This is a genomic window from Caenispirillum bisanense (assembly GCF_900230255.1).
GTDB lineage: Bacteria > Pseudomonadota > Alphaproteobacteria > Rhodospirillales > Rhodospirillaceae > Caenispirillum > Caenispirillum bisanense_A.
Genome location: NZ_OCNJ01000009.1, coordinates 56863 through 73692 on the forward strand (window position 1 = coordinate 56863; position 16830 = coordinate 73692).

Sequence of the window (16830 nt, forward strand, 5' to 3'; positions counted from 1 at the left end):
ATGGTGGCGCGGCGGGGCCGCCGCGTCCTTGATTCCGGTCAAACGGGGCCGCAGGTGCTGCCGCCGCTGCATCCCCCACCACGGTGGTAGCGTACTTGACCAGCGTCAAGGTCGGCGTCCTCCGCTCCGGACATTCTGCGCCCGTTCGAAGCGACGCCCCGCACCAGGGCAAGAGGGAGCGCAATGTCCGGTCCGACCCGCCGTCTCCAGTCCGCCGCAGCGACCCTCATGGCCGCCGTCCTCGCCCTCGCCGTGCTGCTGGCCGGCGCGCCTGGGGCCGCCGCCAAGCCCGGCGACCTGGCGCGGTTCCTGACGGACGCCGACCCGGCCGCCCTGGTTCCCGACGCCGACCGCTTTGGCCCGACCGAGGGCGAGCCTGCCGTGGTGCCGGCCTATGCGGGCGACGCGCTCGCCGGCTACGTCTTCCTCAATTCCGACTTCACCAATTCCACCGGCTATTCCGGGCGCCCCATCGACGTGCTGGTGGGCGTGACGACCGAGGGCGTCATCGCCGGCCTCGACATGGTCGAGCACCACGAGCCCATCGTGCTCATCGGCATCCCGGAGTCGGAGATCACCGCGTATCTGCAAGGGATCGTCGGCTACGACGCCGTCACCATGACCGCGCCGGCCGACAAGGGCGACCCCGACATCATCTCGGGCGCCACGGTCACGGTGCTGGTCATCCACGACAGCGTCACCCGCGCCGCCGCCAAGGTGGCCCGCCGCCTCGGCCTCGGCGGGCTGGACGCCGCCGCCGCGACCGCCGCCCCGGTGCGCGAGATCGCGACCGACGCGCCGGTCGAGGTCAAGGACTGGCAGACCCTGCTCGGCGAAGGCTCGGTGCGCCGCCTGCGGCTGACCGTCGGCGAGGTGAACGAGGCCTTCGCCGCCCTCGGCGACCCCAAGGCCGCCAAGCGGCCGGAGCCGGGGCAGCCCGACGACACCTTCATCGACCTCTACGTCGCGCAGGTCAGCGTGCCGACCATCGGCCGCTCGCTGCTCGGCGAGAACGAGTGGACCAACCTGCAGCAGACGCTGGAGGAGGGCCAGTCCGCCATCCTGGTCATGGGCCAGGGCCGCTATTCCTTCAAGGGCTCGGGCTACGTGCGCGGCGGCATCTTCGACCGCATCCAGCTCGCCCAGGACACCGCCTCCATCCGTTTCCGCGACCGCCAGCACAAGCGCCTCGGCGGCGTGGCGGCCGAGGGCGCGCCGGACTTCACCGAAGTGGGCGTCTTCCGCGTGCCGAGCGATGCCGGTTTCGTGCCCGCCCTGCCGTGGCAGCTCGACCTGCTGGTGGCGCGCTCCACGGGCGCGCTGGAGAAGGCCTTCGTCACCTTCGATCTGTCCTATGCCGTGCCCGAGGCCTACCTGACCGAACCGCCGCCCCCGCCGGCCGCCGTCGCGGCTCCGGCGACCGATGCCGGCGCCCAGGCCGTGGCCGACGACGACGAGGCGGGTGCCCGCGACGCGCTGTGGAAGGCCATCTGGCGCTCCGACGCCTGGAGCATCGGCCTCCTGTCGGCGTCGCTGGTGTTCCTGACCGCCGTGTTCTTCTTCCAGGACTTCTTCGTGCGCCGGCCGAAGCTCCTGAAGGGCATGCGCTACGCCTTCCTGACCTACACGCTGGTGTGGATCGGCTGGATCACCAACGCGCAGCTGTCGGTGGTCAACCTGCTGACGCTGTCCAACTCCCTCGCCACCGGCTTCTCGTGGCAGTACTTCCTGATGGGACCGCTGGTCTTCATCCTGTGGTTCGCCGTCGCCGCCTCGCTGCTGTTCTGGGGCCGCGGTCCGTTCTGCGGCTGGCTGTGCCCGTTCGGCGCCCTGCAGGAGCTGACCAACCACGCCGGCCGCCGCCTGAAGATCCGCCAGATCAGTGTGCCCTGGGGCCTGCACGAGCGGCTGTGGCCGATCAAGTACATCGTCTTCCTGGCGCTGTTCGGCCTCGCCCTCTACGACCTCGCCTTCGCCGAGAAGATGGCCGAGGTGGAGCCCTTCAAGACGGCGATCATCCTCAACTTCGTGCGCGAGTGGCCGTTCGTGCTGTTCGCCGTGGCCCTGCTGGTGGCCGGCCTGTTCATCGAACGCTTCTTCTGCCGCTACCTCTGCCCGCTGGGCGGGGCGCTGGCCATCCCCGGCCGGGTGCGCATGTTCGAGTGGCTGAAGCGCTGGCCGGAATGCGGCACCTCGTGCAGCCGCTGCGCCCGCGAGTGCCCGGTGCAGTCCATCCACCCCGAGGGGCACATCAATCCCAACGAGTGCATCTACTGCATGCACTGCCAGGAACTCTACCGAGACGACTTCCGGTGTCCGCACAACGTCACGCGGCGCCTGAAGAAGGAGCGCCGCCACACCGCATCCAAGCGGGTGGAGCGCGACCCCGAGGCCGCCCCGACGTCCGAGCAGGGACCCGCGGCCGCCGAAAGTCCCCGGGCCTGACCCCGCCGGACGCTGAAAAAGAAAGACGGAGGACTGCAACAATGACCGATCACGACGACGGCAAGACCGGCCTCAGCCGGCGCAGCCTGCTCGAAACCACCGCCAAGGGCGCGACGCTCGCGGGTCTCGCCGGTGCGGCCGGCGTGGGTGTGGGCGTCGGCGGCCTGGCCGGCGGCGGCATCCCGGCCGCCCGCGCCGCCGAGGCGGGGGCTGCCGGCACCGTGGCGCCGGGCCAGCTCGACGACTACTACGGCTTCTGGTCCTCGGGCCAGTCGGGCGAGGTGCGCATCTTCGGCGTGCCGTCCATGCGCGAGCTGATGCGCATCCCCGTGTTCAACGTCGACAGCGCGACGGGCTGGGGCATCACCAACGAATCCCGCCGCATCCTCACCGACGGCCTGACCGAGGAGACCAAGAAGTTCCTCGCCAATCGCGGCGGCATCTACACCAACGGCGATGCCCACCACCCGCACATGTCGTTCACCGAGGGCACCTACGACGGCCGCTATCTGTGGATCAACGACAAGGCCAACACGCGCGTCGCCCGCATCCGCTGCGACGTGATGAAGCCCGACAAGATCATCGAGATCCCCAACGCCAACGACATCCACGGCCTGCGCCCGCAGAAGTATCCGCGCACCGGCTACGTCTTCGCCAACGGCGAGCACGAGGCGCCGCTGCCCAACGACGGCCGCGACCTGGATAATCCGTCCGCCTACCGCTGCATCTTCTCGGCCATCGACGGTGACGAGATGACGGTGGCCTGGCAGGTCATCGTCGACGGCAACCTCGACAACTGCGACGCCGACTACGACGGCAAGTACGCCTTCTCGACCAGCTACAACTCCGAAATGGGCGTGACCATGGCGGAGATGACGGCGGCCGAGCAGGATCACGTCGTCGTCTTCAACATCAAGCGCATCGAAGAGGCCGTGAAGGCCGGCAAGGCCACCATGATGAACGGCGTGCCGGTGCTCGACGGCCGCAAGGGCTCGCCCTACACCGCCTACATTCCCATCTCCAACAGCCCGCACGGCTGCAACATGGCGCCGGACCGCATCCACCTGGTGGTCAACGGCAAGCTGTCGCCGACCGTCACCGTGGTCGACGTGCGCAAGCTCGACGCCGTGTTCGACGGCGCCGAACCCCGCAGCGCGGTGGTGGCGGAGCCGCAGCTCGGCCTCGGCCCCCTGCACACGGCCTTCGACGGCCGCGGCAACGCCTACACCACGCTGTTCATCGACAGCCAGATGGCCAAGTGGAACATCGCCACGGCGGTGGAGCAGTTCCAGGGCAAGGACGTCGACCCGATCCTGGAAAAGCTCGACGTCATGTACCAGCCGGGCCACAACCACACCTCCATGGGCGAGACCCTGGAGGCCGACGGCAAGTGGCTGGTGTCGCTCAACAAGTTCTCCAAGGATCGGTTCCTGAACACCGGGCCGCTGAAGCCGGAGAACGACCAGCTGATCGACATCGGCGGCGACGACCGCCCCATGAAGATCGTCCACGACGGCCCGACCTATGCCGAGCCGCACGATTGCATCATCGTGCGCGCCGACATCGTCAACCCGCGCAACACCTGGGACCGCGCCGACCCGATCTTCAAGGACACGGTGGAGCTCATCAAGTCCAAGGGCGTCGACCCCGAGAACGCGGCGGACGTCATCCGCGAAGGCAACAAGGTCTTCGTGTTCATGACCTCGCAGGCGCCCATGTTCTCGCTCGACAAGTTCGAGGTGAACGAGGGCGACGAGGTGACCATCGCCATCACCAACATCGACGACGTCGACGACCTGACCCACGGCCTGACCATCTCCAACTACAACGTGGTGATGGAAATCGCGCCGCAGGCCACCGCCTCGGTGACCTTCACGGCCGACCGTCCGGGCGTGCACTGGTACTACTGCCAGTGGTTCTGCCATGCGCTGCACATGGAAATGCGCGGCCGCATGCTGGTCCACCCGAAGGCCAAGGCGTGATGCGCGCCCGCGGCTTCATACGCGCAGCCGCGGTGGCGACGGCGGTCCTCGTGACCGCCGCCGCCGGCGGCGCCCCTGCCGGGACTGGTCCCGGCGCGGGCGTCCTCGCGGAGACGCGGGATCTCGCTGCCCTCCTGGGCGCCGCGTCAACGGGCGGGGTCCTGCGTCTCCCAGAGGGCGTCTATCGCGGCGGTGTCGTCATCGACAAGCCGCTCACCCTCATCGGCGAAGGCGAGGTCGTCATCGACGGCGGCGGGCAGGGCCGGGTGATCGAGCTGGCCGCCCCCGGCATCACCCTGCGCAACCTGACCATCCGGGGTTCCGGCGCCTCCCTCGACCGCGAGGACGCCGGCGTCTACGTGACGCAAGCCGCCGACGGGGCGGTGGTCGCCGACAACCGCATCGTCGGCAACCTCATCGGCGTCTACCTGAAGGGCCCGGACGACGCCCTGGTGCAGGGCAATACCATCGCCGGCCGCATGGACCTGCGGGTGAGCGAGCGCGGCAACGGCGTGCAGCTGTGGAACACGCCGGGCAGCAAGGTGATCGGCAATCGCATCGTCGGCGGCCGCGACGGCATCTTCACCACCACGTCCAAGGACAACGTCTTCGCCGACAACGTGCTGGAAGACCTGCGCTTCGCCGTCCACTACATGTACACCAACGACAGCGTGCTCTCGGGCAACCGCTCCCTGAACAACGACGCCGGCTACGTCATCATGTTCAGCCACGGCCTGACCGTGGAAAACAACCTGAGCCGCAGCGACCGCGAGCACGGCTTCGTGTTCAACTACGCCAATTCGTCGAAGCTGCGGGGCAATGCCGTGGTCGACGGCGGCGACAAGTGCGTCTTCATCTACAACGCCAACAAGAACGACTTCCGCGAGAACCGCTTCGAGGACTGCGCCGTCGGCATTCACTTCACGGCGGGGTCGGAGCGCAACACCATCGTCGGCAACGCCTTCATCCGCAACGAGACGCAGGTGAAGTACGTCGGCACCCGGTACCTGGAGTGGGCGGAGAACGGCGTCGGCAACTACTGGTCCGACAACGCCGCCTTCGACCTCGACGGCGACGGCATCGCCGACCGCCCCTACCGGCCCAACGGTCTGGTGGACCAGATCGTCTGGCGCGCGCCGGCCGCCAAGCTGTTGCTGACCAGCCCGGCGGTGCAGCTGATCCAGTGGGCGCAGTCGGCCTTCCCGGCGATCCTGCCGGGCGGCGTGGTCGACCCCCATCCCCTCATGCGGCCGCCCGCCGTGCCGGCCGCCCAACTGGCGGAGAGCCGGAAATGACCCGCGACGCCATCCGCCTGACCGGCATCACCAAGCGCTACGGCGCCTTCACCGCCGTCGACGACCTGACGCTGGCGGTGCCGGAAGGCGAGTTCCTCGCCCTGCTCGGCCACAACGGCGCCGGTAAGACGACGCTCATGAAGATGCTGCTCGGCCTCACCCGCCCGACCGCCGGCAGCCTGTCGGTGCTCGGCACCGAGGGCGGCGGGGCGGCGGCGCGCCGCGCGCTCGGCTTCCTGCCCGAGAACGTCAACTTCACCGGCGGCTCGTCGGGCCGGGCGGCGCTGCGCTACTTCGCCCGCCTGAAGGGGGCGCCCAAGGCCCAGGCGGAAGACCTGCTGGAGCGGGTCGGCCTCGCCGCCGCGGCGCACAAGCCGGTGCGCACCTATTCCAAGGGCATGCGCCAGCGCCTCGGCCTCGCCCAGGCGCTGCTGGGCGAGCCGCGCCTGCTGCTGCTCGACGAGCCGACCTCGGGCCTCGACCCCATGCTGCGGCAGGAGTTCTACCGCATCCTGCGCGACATGAAGGCGCAGGGCGTCACCATCCTGCTGTCGTCGCACGTGCTGAGCGAGCTGCAACTGCGCACCGACCGCATCGCCATCATGCGCCACGGCCGGCTGGTGGCCTGCGACACCCTGCAGGGGCTGCAGCAGGCCGCCGGGCTGCCGGTGCGCATCCGTGTCCGCGTGCCCGAGGGCGGGGCGGAGCGTGCCGCCGCGCAGGCCGGGCCGGGTGCCCGCGTGCTGGCCGCCAACGGCCGCTCGGTGGAGCTGGGCGTGTCGCTCGCCGACAAGATGGAGGCCCTGCGCCGGCTCGCTAACGGCGGCGCCGGCGATGTCGAGGACCTCGACGTCCTGCCGCCGTCGCTGGACGACGTCTATGCCCATTTCGGCGGCAGCCCCGCCCCCGACGAGGAGGTCGCGCCATGACCGCCATCCTGACCATCGCCGGCCATGAAATCCGCGAGGGCCTGCGCAACCGCTGGGTCGCCACGGCGACGCTGCTGCTGGCGGCGCTCGCCCTCGCCCTGTCGCTGGTCGGCAGCGCGCCGGTGGGCGAGGTGGGGACCGGGCGCCTGACCGTGACCATCGTGTCGCTGTCGAGCCTGTCCATCTACCTGCTGCCGTTGATCGCCCTCTTGCTCGCGTTCGACACCGTGGTCGGCGAGAGCGAGCGCGGCACGCTGCTGCTCATGCTGTCCTACCCGGTGACGCGCTGGCAGGTGCTCGGCGGCAAGTTCCTGGGCCATGCCGCCATCCTCGCCTTCGCCACGACCGTCGGCTTCGGCAGCGCCGCCGCCGCCATCGCGGCCGTGGCGCCGCAGGCCCCGACGGTGGCCGAGTGGTGGAACTTCGCGGGTCTGATCGGCGCCTCGGTGGCGCTCGGGATCGCCTTCGTCGCCATCGGCACCCTGGTGAGCGTGACGGTGAAGGAGCGCACCACGGCGGCCGGCGTCGCCATCGTCGTCTGGCTGTTCCTGGTGGTGCTCTACGACATGGGCCTGCTCGGCGCCCTGGTGGCGACGGAAGGGCAGGGCTTCCTGGGCGAGACCCTGCCGGTGTGGCTGCTCGCCAATCCCGCCGACGCCTACCGCCTGCTGACGCTCGCCTCCTTCGACGGCGCCGGGGCGGTGGCGGGGCTGGAGGCGGTAGTGGCCGACCTGCCGGCGGTGTGGCCGGCGCTGGCGCTGGCGGCCTGGATCGTCGCGCCGCTGGCCGTCGCCTGGACCATCTTCGCGCGGAGGGAACTGTGATGCTGCGCCGCCTTCTCCTCGCCGCCGCCGTGGCGGTGACCCTCGCCGCCTGCGACGATGCCGCCGACCAGGCCGAGGCGCCGCCGCCGGCCAGCCCGACCCGCGAAGCCGTCACCCACTTCGGCGGCATGATCCTGCTCGACCACGCCGGGCCGCGCGCCCAGGCCCACCTGAAGAGCGGCGAGATCCTGTGGTTCCCGGCCGTCAGCGACCTGATCGCCTTCACCCTGCTGCCCGAGGAAAGCAAGGCGGTCACCGCCCTCTACGTCTCCGACATGGCGACATCGACCACCTGGGCGGCGCCGGAGACCTGGATGCCCGCCGAGGACGGGTTCTACGTCATCGACAGCGACGCCCGCGGCGGCATGGCCATGCCCGAGGCGGTGCCGTTCTCCACCCTCGCCGCCGCCGAGGCCTTCACGGCGGAGCACGGCGGCCGCGTGGTGAAGTGGGGCGAGATCCCGCAGGACTACGTGCTCGGCGGCCCCGACGAGGACATGCAGATGCCCATGCCCATGACCCACGGCGAGCAGCACGGGTCGCTCGCCGAGCCCACCGTAATCGAGCTGCTGAACGAGCCCGACGCCACCTGCCTGCCGGGCGTCGTCACCACTGCCGCCACGGAGGTTCCGCGATGACCCTGAGCCGCCGCCGTTTCGTCGCCATCGCCGCCGGTGCGGGCGCCGCCGCCGTGCTCGCCGGCACCGTGCCCGCCGCCGCCGCCCCCGGCTTGCGCCGCTGGAAGGGCGTCGCCCTCGGTGCCGCGGCAGAGATGATCCTGCCCGCCGACGCCATGGACCTGCTGCCCGCCGTGCAGGCGGAAATCGCCCGGCTGGAGGCGATCTTCAGCCTCTATCGCCCCGACAGCGCCCTGGTGCGCCTCAATGCGGCCGGCGTGCTGGAGGCGCCGCCGCTGGAACTGGTGGAGGTGCTGGGCCGGGCGCGGGCGCTGTCGGCGCTCACCGACGGGGCCTTCGACGTGACCGTGCAGCCGCTGTGGGCCTTGCACGCCCGCGCCGCCGACCCGACCCTGGCCGACCTGGCGGCGGCGCGGGCGCTGGTGGACTGGCGCGGCGTGTCGGTGGAAGCCGACCGTATCGCCCTGGCGCGGCCGGGCATGGCGATCACCCTCAACGGCATCGCGCAGGGCTACGTCACCGACCGCGTCGCCGCCCTGCTGCGGCGGGAGGGGCTGACGGAGGTGCTGGTGGCGCTCGGCGAGACCCGCGCCCTCGGTGGTCACCCCGCCGGCCGCCCCTGGCAGGTGGCGCCCGCCGCCGGGGCCGAGGCGCTGCCGCTGGTGGATGCGGCGCTGGCGACCACCGAGCCCGCCGGCCACGTCTTCGACCCGGCCACCGGCCGCCCCGGCGGCACGGTGGCGCGCATCACCGTGCAGGCGCCGACGGCGGTGGTCGCCGACGCCGTTTCCACCGCGCTCGCCCTGCTGCCGGCCGACCGCCGGGCGGCCGTGGCCGAGGCGGCGGGCGCGACGCGGGTGTGGTAGGTCTAGGGAGCCTACCCCGAAAGGAAGCCTTTCATTCGAACGATCACCCGCCCGGCGTAAGGCGGAGTGGCGATTGCGTCCGACGGCGCCGGCCCTCAAAACACTAGGGAACCGGCCCAAGGAGGATGTGATGAAGGTGACCTGGCGCGTGAGCGAGAAGAACTCCGGCAGTCTGGTCGGCGTGCAACTGGCGAAATCCGCCGACCGGGCCTGCCACTGGGTCGCCGAGCGCCGCGGCCTCGACCGTCTGCGCCTGGTGGCGACCCGCCTCGACGCCCCCCTCGCCGACGAACTGGCGGTGGTGCGCTGAGGCCCCTTCCGCGGTCCCGGCCTCGGCCCGACGATGGCGCGACCGGGCCGACCCGCACCGCCTGAACATCCTTCACTTGACCGAGCGGACAAGTCGGCCAATGCTCGCCCCTCCGTCAAGTGCGAGGCTGCCTCGGCATGCGTGACGATCATCCCGTAGACACGGCCGCGGTCATTGCCGTCCGCGGCCTGGAAAAGACCTACGCCAGCGGCCATCAGGCCCTGAAGCGCGTCGACCTGACCATCAAGCGCGGCGAGATCTTCGCCCTGCTCGGTCCCAACGGCGCCGGCAAGACCACCCTCATCAGCATCATCTGCGGCATCGTGCGGGCGACCGCCGGCACGGTCACCGCCGACGGCCACGACATCGTGCGCGATTACCGCGCGGCGCGCTCGGCCATCGGCCTGGTGCCGCAGGAAATCTCCACGGACATGTTCGAGACCGTGCTCGACACCGTGCGCTTCAGCCGCGGCCTGTTCGGCAAGCCGCGCGACGACGCCTACCTGGAAAAGGTGCTGCGCGACCTGTCGCTGTGGGACAAGCGCGACGCCAAGATCATGACCCTGTCCGGCGGCATGAAGCGCCGCGTCATGATCGCCAAGGCGCTGTCGCACGAACCCACCATCCTGTTCCTCGACGAGCCGACGGCCGGCGTCGACGTGGAGCTGCGCCGCGACATGTGGGCCATGGTGCGCGGCCTGCGCGAGCGGGGCGTCACCATCGTGCTCACCACCCACTACATCGAAGAGGCCGAGGAGATGGCCGACCGCATCGGGGTGATCCGCAAGGGTGAGATCATCCTGGTGGAGGAAAAGACCGCCCTGATGCAGAAGCTGGGGCAGTCGCAGCTGATCCTGCAGCTGCATCCGCCGGTCACGGCCCTGCCGGAGGAACTGGCGGGCCTGCCGCTGGTGCTGTCGGACGACGGCTACGAGCTGGTCTACACCTTCGACTCGCAGGCCGACCGCACCGGCATCGCCGGCCTGCTCCGCCGCCTCGGCGACCTCGGCATCGGCTACAGGGACCTGCAGACGCGCCAGAGTTCGCTCGAGGACATCTTCGTCACGCTCGTGAGGTCGCAGCCGTGAACGTCTACGCCATCAAGGCCATCTACAAGTTCGAGATGGCGCGCGCCTGGCGCACCCTGATGCAGAGCCTGGCGACGCCCGTCCTGTCCACCTCGCTCTACTTCATCGTGTTCGGCGCCGCCATCGGCTCGCGCATGGAGGAAGTGGGCGGCGTGCCCTACGGCGCCTTCATCGTGCCGGGCCTCATCATGCTGTCGATCCTGACCGAGAGCGTGAGCAACGCCGCCTTCGGCATCTACATGCCGCGCTTCGCCGGCACCATCTACGAGGTGCTGTCGGCGCCGGTGTCGCCCTTCGAGATCGTCGTCGGCTACGTCGGCGCGGCCATGACTAAGTCGCTGGTGCTGGCGCTGGTGATCCTGGCGACGGCGCGGCTGTTCGTGCCCTTCGAGATCGCGCACCCGTTCTGGATGCTGGGCTTCCTGGTGCTGACCGCGATGACCTTCTGCCTGCTCGGCTTCGTCATCGGCATCTGGGCCGACGGGTGGGAGAAGCTGCAGATCGTGCCCATGCTGGTGGTCATGCCGCTCACCTTCCTCGGCGGCACGTTCTATTCCATCGACATGCTGCCCGGCATCTGGCGCACGGTGGCGCTGTTCAACCCGGTGGTCTACCTGGTGAGCGGTTTCCGCTGGAGCTTCTATGGCATCAGCGACGTGGCGGTGGGCGTCAGCCTCGGCATGACCCTGGTGTTCATGGCGCTGTGCCTCGCCGTCATCGTGTGGATGTTCCGCACCGGCTACCGGCTGAAGGCGTGACGGCCTGCCCGCAAAAAGGTGGCCGGGACGATGCCCGGCCACGAGGGATACAAGCAGGGTAGGGCAGGGTTACGCGGTCACCCTCACGCGGTTTCCCGCGCGAAGTAGAGGTCGTGCAGGCGGTCGAGGTTCACCTCGGCCGCCGGCCGCGACAACAGCACCCGCCCCGACCGCATCAGGTTGACGTGGTCGGCGATGGCGAGCGCCCGGCTGGTGTTCTGTTCCACCAGCACCACCGTCAGCCCCTGCGCCTTCAGGTCGGCGAGGATCTTGAAGATCTCGTCGACGATGACGGGCGCGAGGCCGAGCGAGGGTTCGTCGATGAGCAGCACCTTCGGCTCTTCCATGAGCCCGCGGCCCATGGCGAGCATCTGCGCCTCGCCGCCCGACAGCGAGCCGGCCATCTGGCTGCGGCGCTCGCGCAGGCGGGGGAACAGGTCGAAGACGCGCTCCAGGTTCTGCTTCCAGCGCGGCCGGCCGCTGCGGGGGTAGGCGCCCATCAGCAGGTTGTCGAGCACGCTCATGTCGGGGAAGACCATGCGGCCTTCCGGGATCATCACGACGCCGCGGTCGACGATGTCCCAGGTGCGGGTGCGCGCCAGGCTTTCGCCGTGCAGGGCGATGTCGCCCGACGACGTCTTCACCAGGCCCATCACGGCGCGCAGCAGGGTGGTCTTGCCGGCGCCGTTGGGGCCGACGATGACGGTGGTGCGGCCTTCCTGCACGGTCAGGTCGACGTCCCACAGGACGTTGATGCTGCCGTAGCCGGCGCGCAGGGTGCGGACGTCAAGCAGCGCTGTCACCGGTGTAGCTCCTTATGACGCGGGCGTCGTTGAAGACTTCGTCGGGGGTGCCGTCGGCGATGAGTTCGCCGAAGTTGAGCACCACGACGCGCGGGCACAGGGTCTTGATGGTCTCGATGTCGTGCTCGATGACGATCATGGTCAGGCCGTAGCGCTCGCGCACCCGCTGCAGGGTCTGGCCGAAGGCGCGCTTGGTGGCGGTTTCGAGCCCGCCCAGCACCTCGTCGAGCATGAGCAGGCGCGGCTCCACCGCCAGCGCCTTGCCGACCTCCAGCGCCTTCTGCTCGGTGAGCGCTAGGCCGTGGGCGGCATCGATGTGCTGCTTGGCCGTCAGGTCGAGCAGGTCGAGGATCTCGTCGATGCGCCTGCCGTCGGTGCGGCCGGCGCCGAAGCGCTGGGCGACCATCAGGTTCTCGCGCACCGTCAGCTCGTGCATGGGCTGCGGGATCTGGAAGGTGCGGCCGATGCCCTGCCGCGCCCGCCGCCAGTTGGCCGCCTTGCCGAGCGGCTTGCCGGCGAATTCGAGCCGGCCGGCGCTCGGCGTCAGCACGCCGGAGATGACGTTGAACAGGGTCGTCTTGCCGGCGCCGTTGGGGCCGATGAGGCCGAGCGTCTCGCCCTCGTCCATGGCGAAGGTGACGTTGCGCAGGGCGGCGACGCCGCCGAAGTTCATGGATACATCGTCAAGCGCGAGCATTGCCGTCCTCCGTCGCGTGGGGCGCTGCCGCCTGAGGGGCCGTCTCGCGGCGGGGGCGCGCGACGCCGAGGCGGGCGAGCAGCGGCATCAGGCCCTGCGGGCTGAGCAGGATCATGGCGCCCAGCAGCACGCCGAACACCAGCTGGTGGCCGCTCGGCATGATCTCCTTGAACACCAGCTGATCGAGCAGATAGACCACCAGCGCCCCCATGAGCGGACCCCACACCGTGCGGTAGCCGCCGAAGATGGCCGCGGCGATGGGCAGCACGGTCCAGGTGCCCGAGAAGGCGTATTCCGGGTCGAGGAAGCTGATCTGGTGGGCGTTGAAGGCGCCGACGACGCCGGTCATGAAGGCCGAGACGACCAGCATCACCGCCTTCAGGTGCGTCGAGGGCACGCCGACCACCCGCGTCGCCAGCTCGCTGTCGTGCATGGCGCGGAGCGCGAGGCCCCAGGTGCTGCGGCGGATGGCGTGGTAGACCGCCATCCAGGCCAGCACGATGGTCAGGATCAGCACGTAGGCGCCGGTCTTGCTAGCGAGGTCGAGGCCGAAGACGGTGGGGAAGCCGGGGATGCTGAGCAGCCCGCCGGCGCCGCCGGTGATGCTCGAGAACTCGACGGCCAGGATCTTGAAGATGTGGGCATAGGCGAGGATCGCCAGCGCGAAGTAGGGGCCGCGCAGGCGGAGCGCCGGCATGGTGGCGACCGAGGCGATTGCGGCGCCCAGGCCGCCCGCCAGCATGGCCGGCAGCACCGGCCAGCCGTTGTCCATCACCAGCAGCGCCGAGACATAGGCGCCGACGCCGAAGAACGCCGCATGGCCGAAGCTGACGAGACCGCCGAGGTTGCCGAGCAGCGCCCAGGCCACCGCGATGCCGGCGATGGTCAGGGCGGCGATCACCAGGCTCATCACATAGTCCATGCCGCCGAACAGCAGCGGCACGCCGAGGTAGGCGACGGCCAGGAAGCCGAGCAGGAGTCCGGAACGCATCATGGTCATTTGCCCACCACCTTGCGGCCGAACAGGCCCGACGGACGCAGGAACAGGATCAGCAGGAAGATGACCATTCCGGTCAGTTCCTGCAGCGAGGGCTTGGCGAAGGTCGCCGTCATGGTCTCGCCGACGCCGAGGATCACCGCGCCCAGCAGCACGCCCGGCACCGAGCCGAGGCCGGCCAGCACGGTGATGACGAAGGCCTTGATGGTCAGGCCGTGGCCGAGGGCGGGGAAGACGACGGAGGCGGTGTAGAGCGCCACGCCCGAGACGGTGGCGAGCACCGCCGACACGACGAACGACATGGCCTCGACGCGCGCCGGGTTCACGCCCATGAGCATGGCGGCGTTGCGGTTGGACGACACCGCGCGCAGCGCCCGGCCGTGCCAGGTGTGGTTCAGCCACCAGTAGGTGCCGCCCACCAGGGCGACGCCGGCGCCGAAGAACAGCACCTCGCTGTTCATGCTGAACAGGGTGTCGGCGATGACCGCACCGTCCATGAACCAGCCGACGGAGGTGGAGCGGATGTCGGCCGACCACGTCATCAGGATCACGTTCGTCAGCACGATGGCGATGCCGAAGGTGAGGATGAGCGAGTTCAGCTCGCGGTCGTGGCGGATGCGGCCGATGAGGAAATAGACCAGCAGCGCCGTCAGGCCGACCACCACCAGCGCGACCGGAATGGCGGCGATGGGGTTGAGGCCGAAGCTGCGTTCCATCTCGAAGGCCACATAGGCGGCCAGCAGCACCAGCTCGCCGTGGGCCAGGTTGATGATGCGCATGGTGCCGAACACCAGCGCGAGGCCGAGGGCGACCATGGCATACCAGCCGCCGGCCAGCAGGCCCGAATACACGGCCTGCAGCGTCAGTTCGAACATGTCCCGTTCCCAGCGAGCCAGGGTTGAACGAAAGGCAGGGGGAGAGGGCCCCGGCCGCCGCCGCCGCTCCGCCCGGCTGCCGCAGGGGCGGCGGAGGGGGCATGGGGCGGCGGCGGCCGGGAGAGACGCCTTACCAGGGCACCGCCGGGAAGTTCATCTTGGCGGTGGCGGCCTTTTCCGGCCACACGATCTCGACCCGGTCACCCTGGTGCTGCCCCATGCGGTGCGAGAAGTTCGGGTTGTCGCCGTTCTCGTCGAAGGCGACGTCGCCGATCAGGGTGTCGGCCTTCAGGCTGCGCAGCTCCTGCGCCACCGTCTTGCCGCTCACCTCGCCCTTGTCGGCGGCGGCGACCACGGCGTCGATGAGCAGGCGCGTCTGCACGTAGCCGAACTGACCCAGGTAGTCCGGCTCCTTGCCGAACATCTCCTTGTAGGTGGCCGAGAACTCGACCGCCTCGTCGCCCGAGAACTTCACCGGGTAGGGCAGCAGCGAGGTGCCGTAGACGTTCTGCACCAGGTCGTGGAACTCGGTGTTCATCTGGCTGGTGGCGAGCGACCACACGCCGACGATGGCCTTGGCCTCGGGCTTCAGCACGGAGGCGGCGCGCAGGATGCCGACGTAGTCGTTCTCGTAGCCGATCATGGCGATGGCGTCGGAGCGGTCGCGCAGCTTCACCTTGTTCATGATCGACTTGAAGTCGGTGGTGGAGGCGTCGAACTCGTGCGTCGTCACCTCGACGCCGGCTTCCTTCAGCCCCTCTTCCACGTACTTGGCCATGGCGTCGGTGGCTTCCTTGTTGGAATAGATCACCGAGACCTTCTTGACGCCCATGTCCTTCAGCAGGCCGAGCATGGCCTTGCCGTAGCCTTCGCTGTTGTTGATGCGGAAGAAGGTGTCGAGGTCGCGGTGCGTCAGCTCCGGCGCCACGCCGCCCGAGGTGATGTAGACGAGGTCGCTCTTGGCGGCGGCTTCGGAGGCCGGGCCGATGATGTTGGAGCCGTAGCCGCCGGTCAGCGCGACGACGCCTTCGGACGCCAGCTTCTCGACGGCGGCGACGGCCTTGGCCGGGTTGCTCTCGTCGTCGATGGTCGAGACCTTGAACTCGTGCTTACCGCCGAGTTCCTTGTTGGCCATGGCGATGGCGACCGAGATGCCCTCGTGCATGCCGGTACCGACGCGCGCGAGGTTGCCGGTCAGCGGCACCTGCGAGCCGAGGGTGAAGGTCTCGGCCTGCGCCGCACCGCCGTAGGCGACGGCGGAGAACACGATGCCGGCGGCGACGCGCCGCAGAATGGTATTGAGTGTCATTCGCTTCCTCCGGTTCTTCGTCATCTGCCGGTCTTCGCCGGCGTTGCTGGGCCGCCCGCCGCCTGGCGGGGGCGGCGGAAAGTCAGGGTCGGACGACGCCCATGGTCTGGCGGATGCGGTCCCCCACGGCCACGAGGCGCGGGCCGATGTCGTCGACCAGCCGCTCCCGCGGCAGCATGTAGGCCGGGCCGCCGCAGTTGAGCGCGAAGGCCAGCGAGCCCTCGCCGACCCGCAGCGGCACGCCGACCGCGTAGACCTCGGACTTCCAGTCGCCCGCCGAGAGGCAGAAGCCGCGGGTGTTCAGGTCCTCGACCGCCTGCTCGATGCCGTCGCGCACGCGCGGCCAGCGGTCGCCCTCGTGCGCGGCCAGCAGGTCCATGAGGTGGCGGCGCTCGTCGTCGGGCAGGCCGGCCAGATAGGCGCGCCCCATGCCCGAGGTGCCGAGCTTGATGTGCGAGCCGACGTCGAGCGCCAGCGTGATGGCGCTGTCGCCGCGGCAGCATTCCACATAGACCATGCTCATGCGGTCGCGGGTGCCGAGGGCGACGGAGACGCCGGAATAGTCGGCCATCTCCTGCATGAGCGGGCGGGCGACGTCGCGCACGCCGATGCTGCCGAGGCAGGTGAAGCCCAGCGACAGCACGCCGATGCCCAGCCGGTACTTGCCGACGTCGGGCAGGTAGCTGAGGTAGCCGAGGCGGCTGAGCGTGTAGGTCAGGCGCGACACCGTCGGCTTCGGCAGGCCGGTGCGGGCGGCGATGTCCTGGTTGCCGAGCGCCTTGTCGGTCTGGCGGAAGGCGCGCAGCACCTCCAGCCCGCGCGACAGGGCGGTGACGAACTGCGGGTCGCGCTCGGTCGGGTCGATCGCCCGCGTCAGGTCGGGGACCTGGTGCCGCTTCCTCACGCCGCCGCTCCTTGCCGGATGAGCCCGACGGTCGCCGTCCGGCCCCGGTTGGGGGCTCCAGGCTGTTCCGTCCTTCTGCGACCTTGTCACGCTCATCGCGGCCTCGTCAA

16 protein-coding genes are annotated in these 16830 nt (G+C 70.0%); 10 read left to right on the top strand and 6 right to left on the bottom strand.

What is annotated here, in order from left to right:
- Nucleotides 1-183 precede the first annotated feature (183 nt).
- The 10 genes from CRP50_RS18760 (at nt 184) to CRP50_RS18805 (ending at nt 11135) form a co-directional block, all read left to right on the top strand.
- On the top strand, nt 184-2445 hold the full coding sequence (locus tag CRP50_RS18760; protein ID WP_245913535.1) for a NosR/NirI family protein: 2262 nt from the start codon (nt 184-186) through the stop codon (nt 2443-2445).
- Nucleotides 2446-2486: 41 nt separating this feature from the next.
- Nucleotides 2487-4427 (top strand): TAT-dependent nitrous-oxide reductase, encoded by a 1941-nt coding sequence (gene nosZ / locus CRP50_RS18765; protein ID WP_097280723.1) that lies wholly within the window; start codon nt 2487-2489, stop codon nt 4425-4427.
- Nucleotides 4427-5722 (top strand): nitrous oxide reductase family maturation protein NosD, encoded by a 1296-nt coding sequence (locus CRP50_RS18770; RefSeq protein WP_097280724.1) that lies wholly within the window; start codon nt 4427-4429, stop codon nt 5720-5722. Before nosZ ends, CRP50_RS18770 begins: the two co-directional genes overlap by 1 nt.
- Nucleotides 5719-6651: an ABC transporter ATP-binding protein gene (locus CRP50_RS18775; protein WP_097280725.1), complete on the top strand. Its 933-nt coding sequence runs from the start codon at nt 5719-5721 to the stop codon at nt 6649-6651. Before CRP50_RS18770 ends, CRP50_RS18775 begins: the two co-directional genes overlap by 4 nt.
- Entirely contained in the window at nt 6648-7475 is an 828-nt protein-coding gene (locus CRP50_RS18780) for an ABC transporter permease subunit (RefSeq protein WP_097280726.1), read from the top strand. Before CRP50_RS18775 ends, CRP50_RS18780 begins: the two co-directional genes overlap by 4 nt.
- Nucleotides 7475-8113: a nitrous oxide reductase accessory protein NosL gene (locus CRP50_RS18785; RefSeq protein WP_097280727.1), complete on the top strand. Its 639-nt coding sequence runs from the start codon at nt 7475-7477 to the stop codon at nt 8111-8113. The genes CRP50_RS18780 and CRP50_RS18785 overlap by 1 nt, the downstream gene beginning before the upstream one ends.
- Complete coding sequence (locus CRP50_RS18790; RefSeq protein WP_097280728.1) at nt 8110-8979, top strand: FAD:protein FMN transferase; 870 nt, start codon at nt 8110-8112, stop codon at nt 8977-8979. Before CRP50_RS18785 ends, CRP50_RS18790 begins: the two co-directional genes overlap by 4 nt.
- A gap of 130 nt (nt 8980-9109) precedes the next feature.
- Nucleotides 9110-9289, top strand: coding sequence for a hypothetical protein (locus CRP50_RS18795; protein WP_097280729.1), 180 nt, complete (start codon nt 9110-9112; stop codon nt 9287-9289).
- A gap of 137 nt (nt 9290-9426) precedes the next feature.
- A complete protein-coding gene (locus CRP50_RS18800; RefSeq protein WP_097280730.1) occupies nt 9427-10377 on the top strand; it encodes an ABC transporter ATP-binding protein in 951 nt (316 codons plus the stop codon).
- The gene (locus tag CRP50_RS18805; RefSeq protein ID WP_097280731.1) at nt 10374-11135 is read left to right on the top strand and encodes an ABC transporter permease; all 762 of its coding nucleotides are present in this window, start codon (nt 10374-10376) and stop codon (nt 11133-11135) included. The genes CRP50_RS18800 and CRP50_RS18805 overlap by 4 nt, the downstream gene beginning before the upstream one ends.
- An 83-nt stretch (nt 11136-11218) precedes the next feature.
- Here CRP50_RS18805 and CRP50_RS18810 read toward each other — a convergent pair whose 3' ends face one another.
- The 6 genes from CRP50_RS18810 to CRP50_RS18835 all read right to left on the bottom strand — a co-directional run bounded on the left by CRP50_RS18810 (nt 11219) and on the right by CRP50_RS18835 (nt 16720).
- Nucleotides 11219-11938, bottom strand: a complete 720-nt coding sequence (locus CRP50_RS18810; protein WP_217992081.1) for an ABC transporter ATP-binding protein — start codon at nt 11936-11938, stop codon at nt 11219-11221.
- Entirely contained in the window at nt 11922-12635 is a 714-nt protein-coding gene (locus CRP50_RS18815; RefSeq protein ID WP_097280732.1) for an ABC transporter ATP-binding protein, read from the bottom strand. The genes CRP50_RS18810 and CRP50_RS18815 overlap by 17 nt, the downstream gene beginning before the upstream one ends.
- Nucleotides 12622-13635, bottom strand: coding sequence for a branched-chain amino acid ABC transporter permease (locus CRP50_RS18820; protein WP_245913536.1), 1014 nt, complete (start codon nt 13633-13635; stop codon nt 12622-12624). The genes CRP50_RS18815 and CRP50_RS18820 overlap by 14 nt, the downstream gene beginning before the upstream one ends.
- Nucleotides 13632-14507 carry a branched-chain amino acid ABC transporter permease gene (locus CRP50_RS18825; RefSeq protein WP_097280733.1) on the bottom strand — a complete coding sequence of 292 codons (876 nt, stop codon included), beginning with the start codon at nt 14505-14507 and terminating at the stop codon, nt 13632-13634. Before CRP50_RS18825 ends, CRP50_RS18820 begins: the two co-directional genes overlap by 4 nt.
- 130 nt (nt 14508-14637) lie before the next feature.
- Complete coding sequence (locus CRP50_RS18830) at nt 14638-15816, bottom strand: ABC transporter substrate-binding protein (protein ID WP_097280734.1); 1179 nt, start codon at nt 15814-15816, stop codon at nt 14638-14640.
- An 82-nt stretch (nt 15817-15898) separates the two neighbouring features.
- Nucleotides 15899-16720 (bottom strand): IclR family transcriptional regulator, encoded by an 822-nt coding sequence (locus CRP50_RS18835; protein WP_245913537.1) that lies wholly within the window; start codon nt 16718-16720, stop codon nt 15899-15901.
- Nucleotides 16721-16830 lie beyond the last annotated feature (110 nt).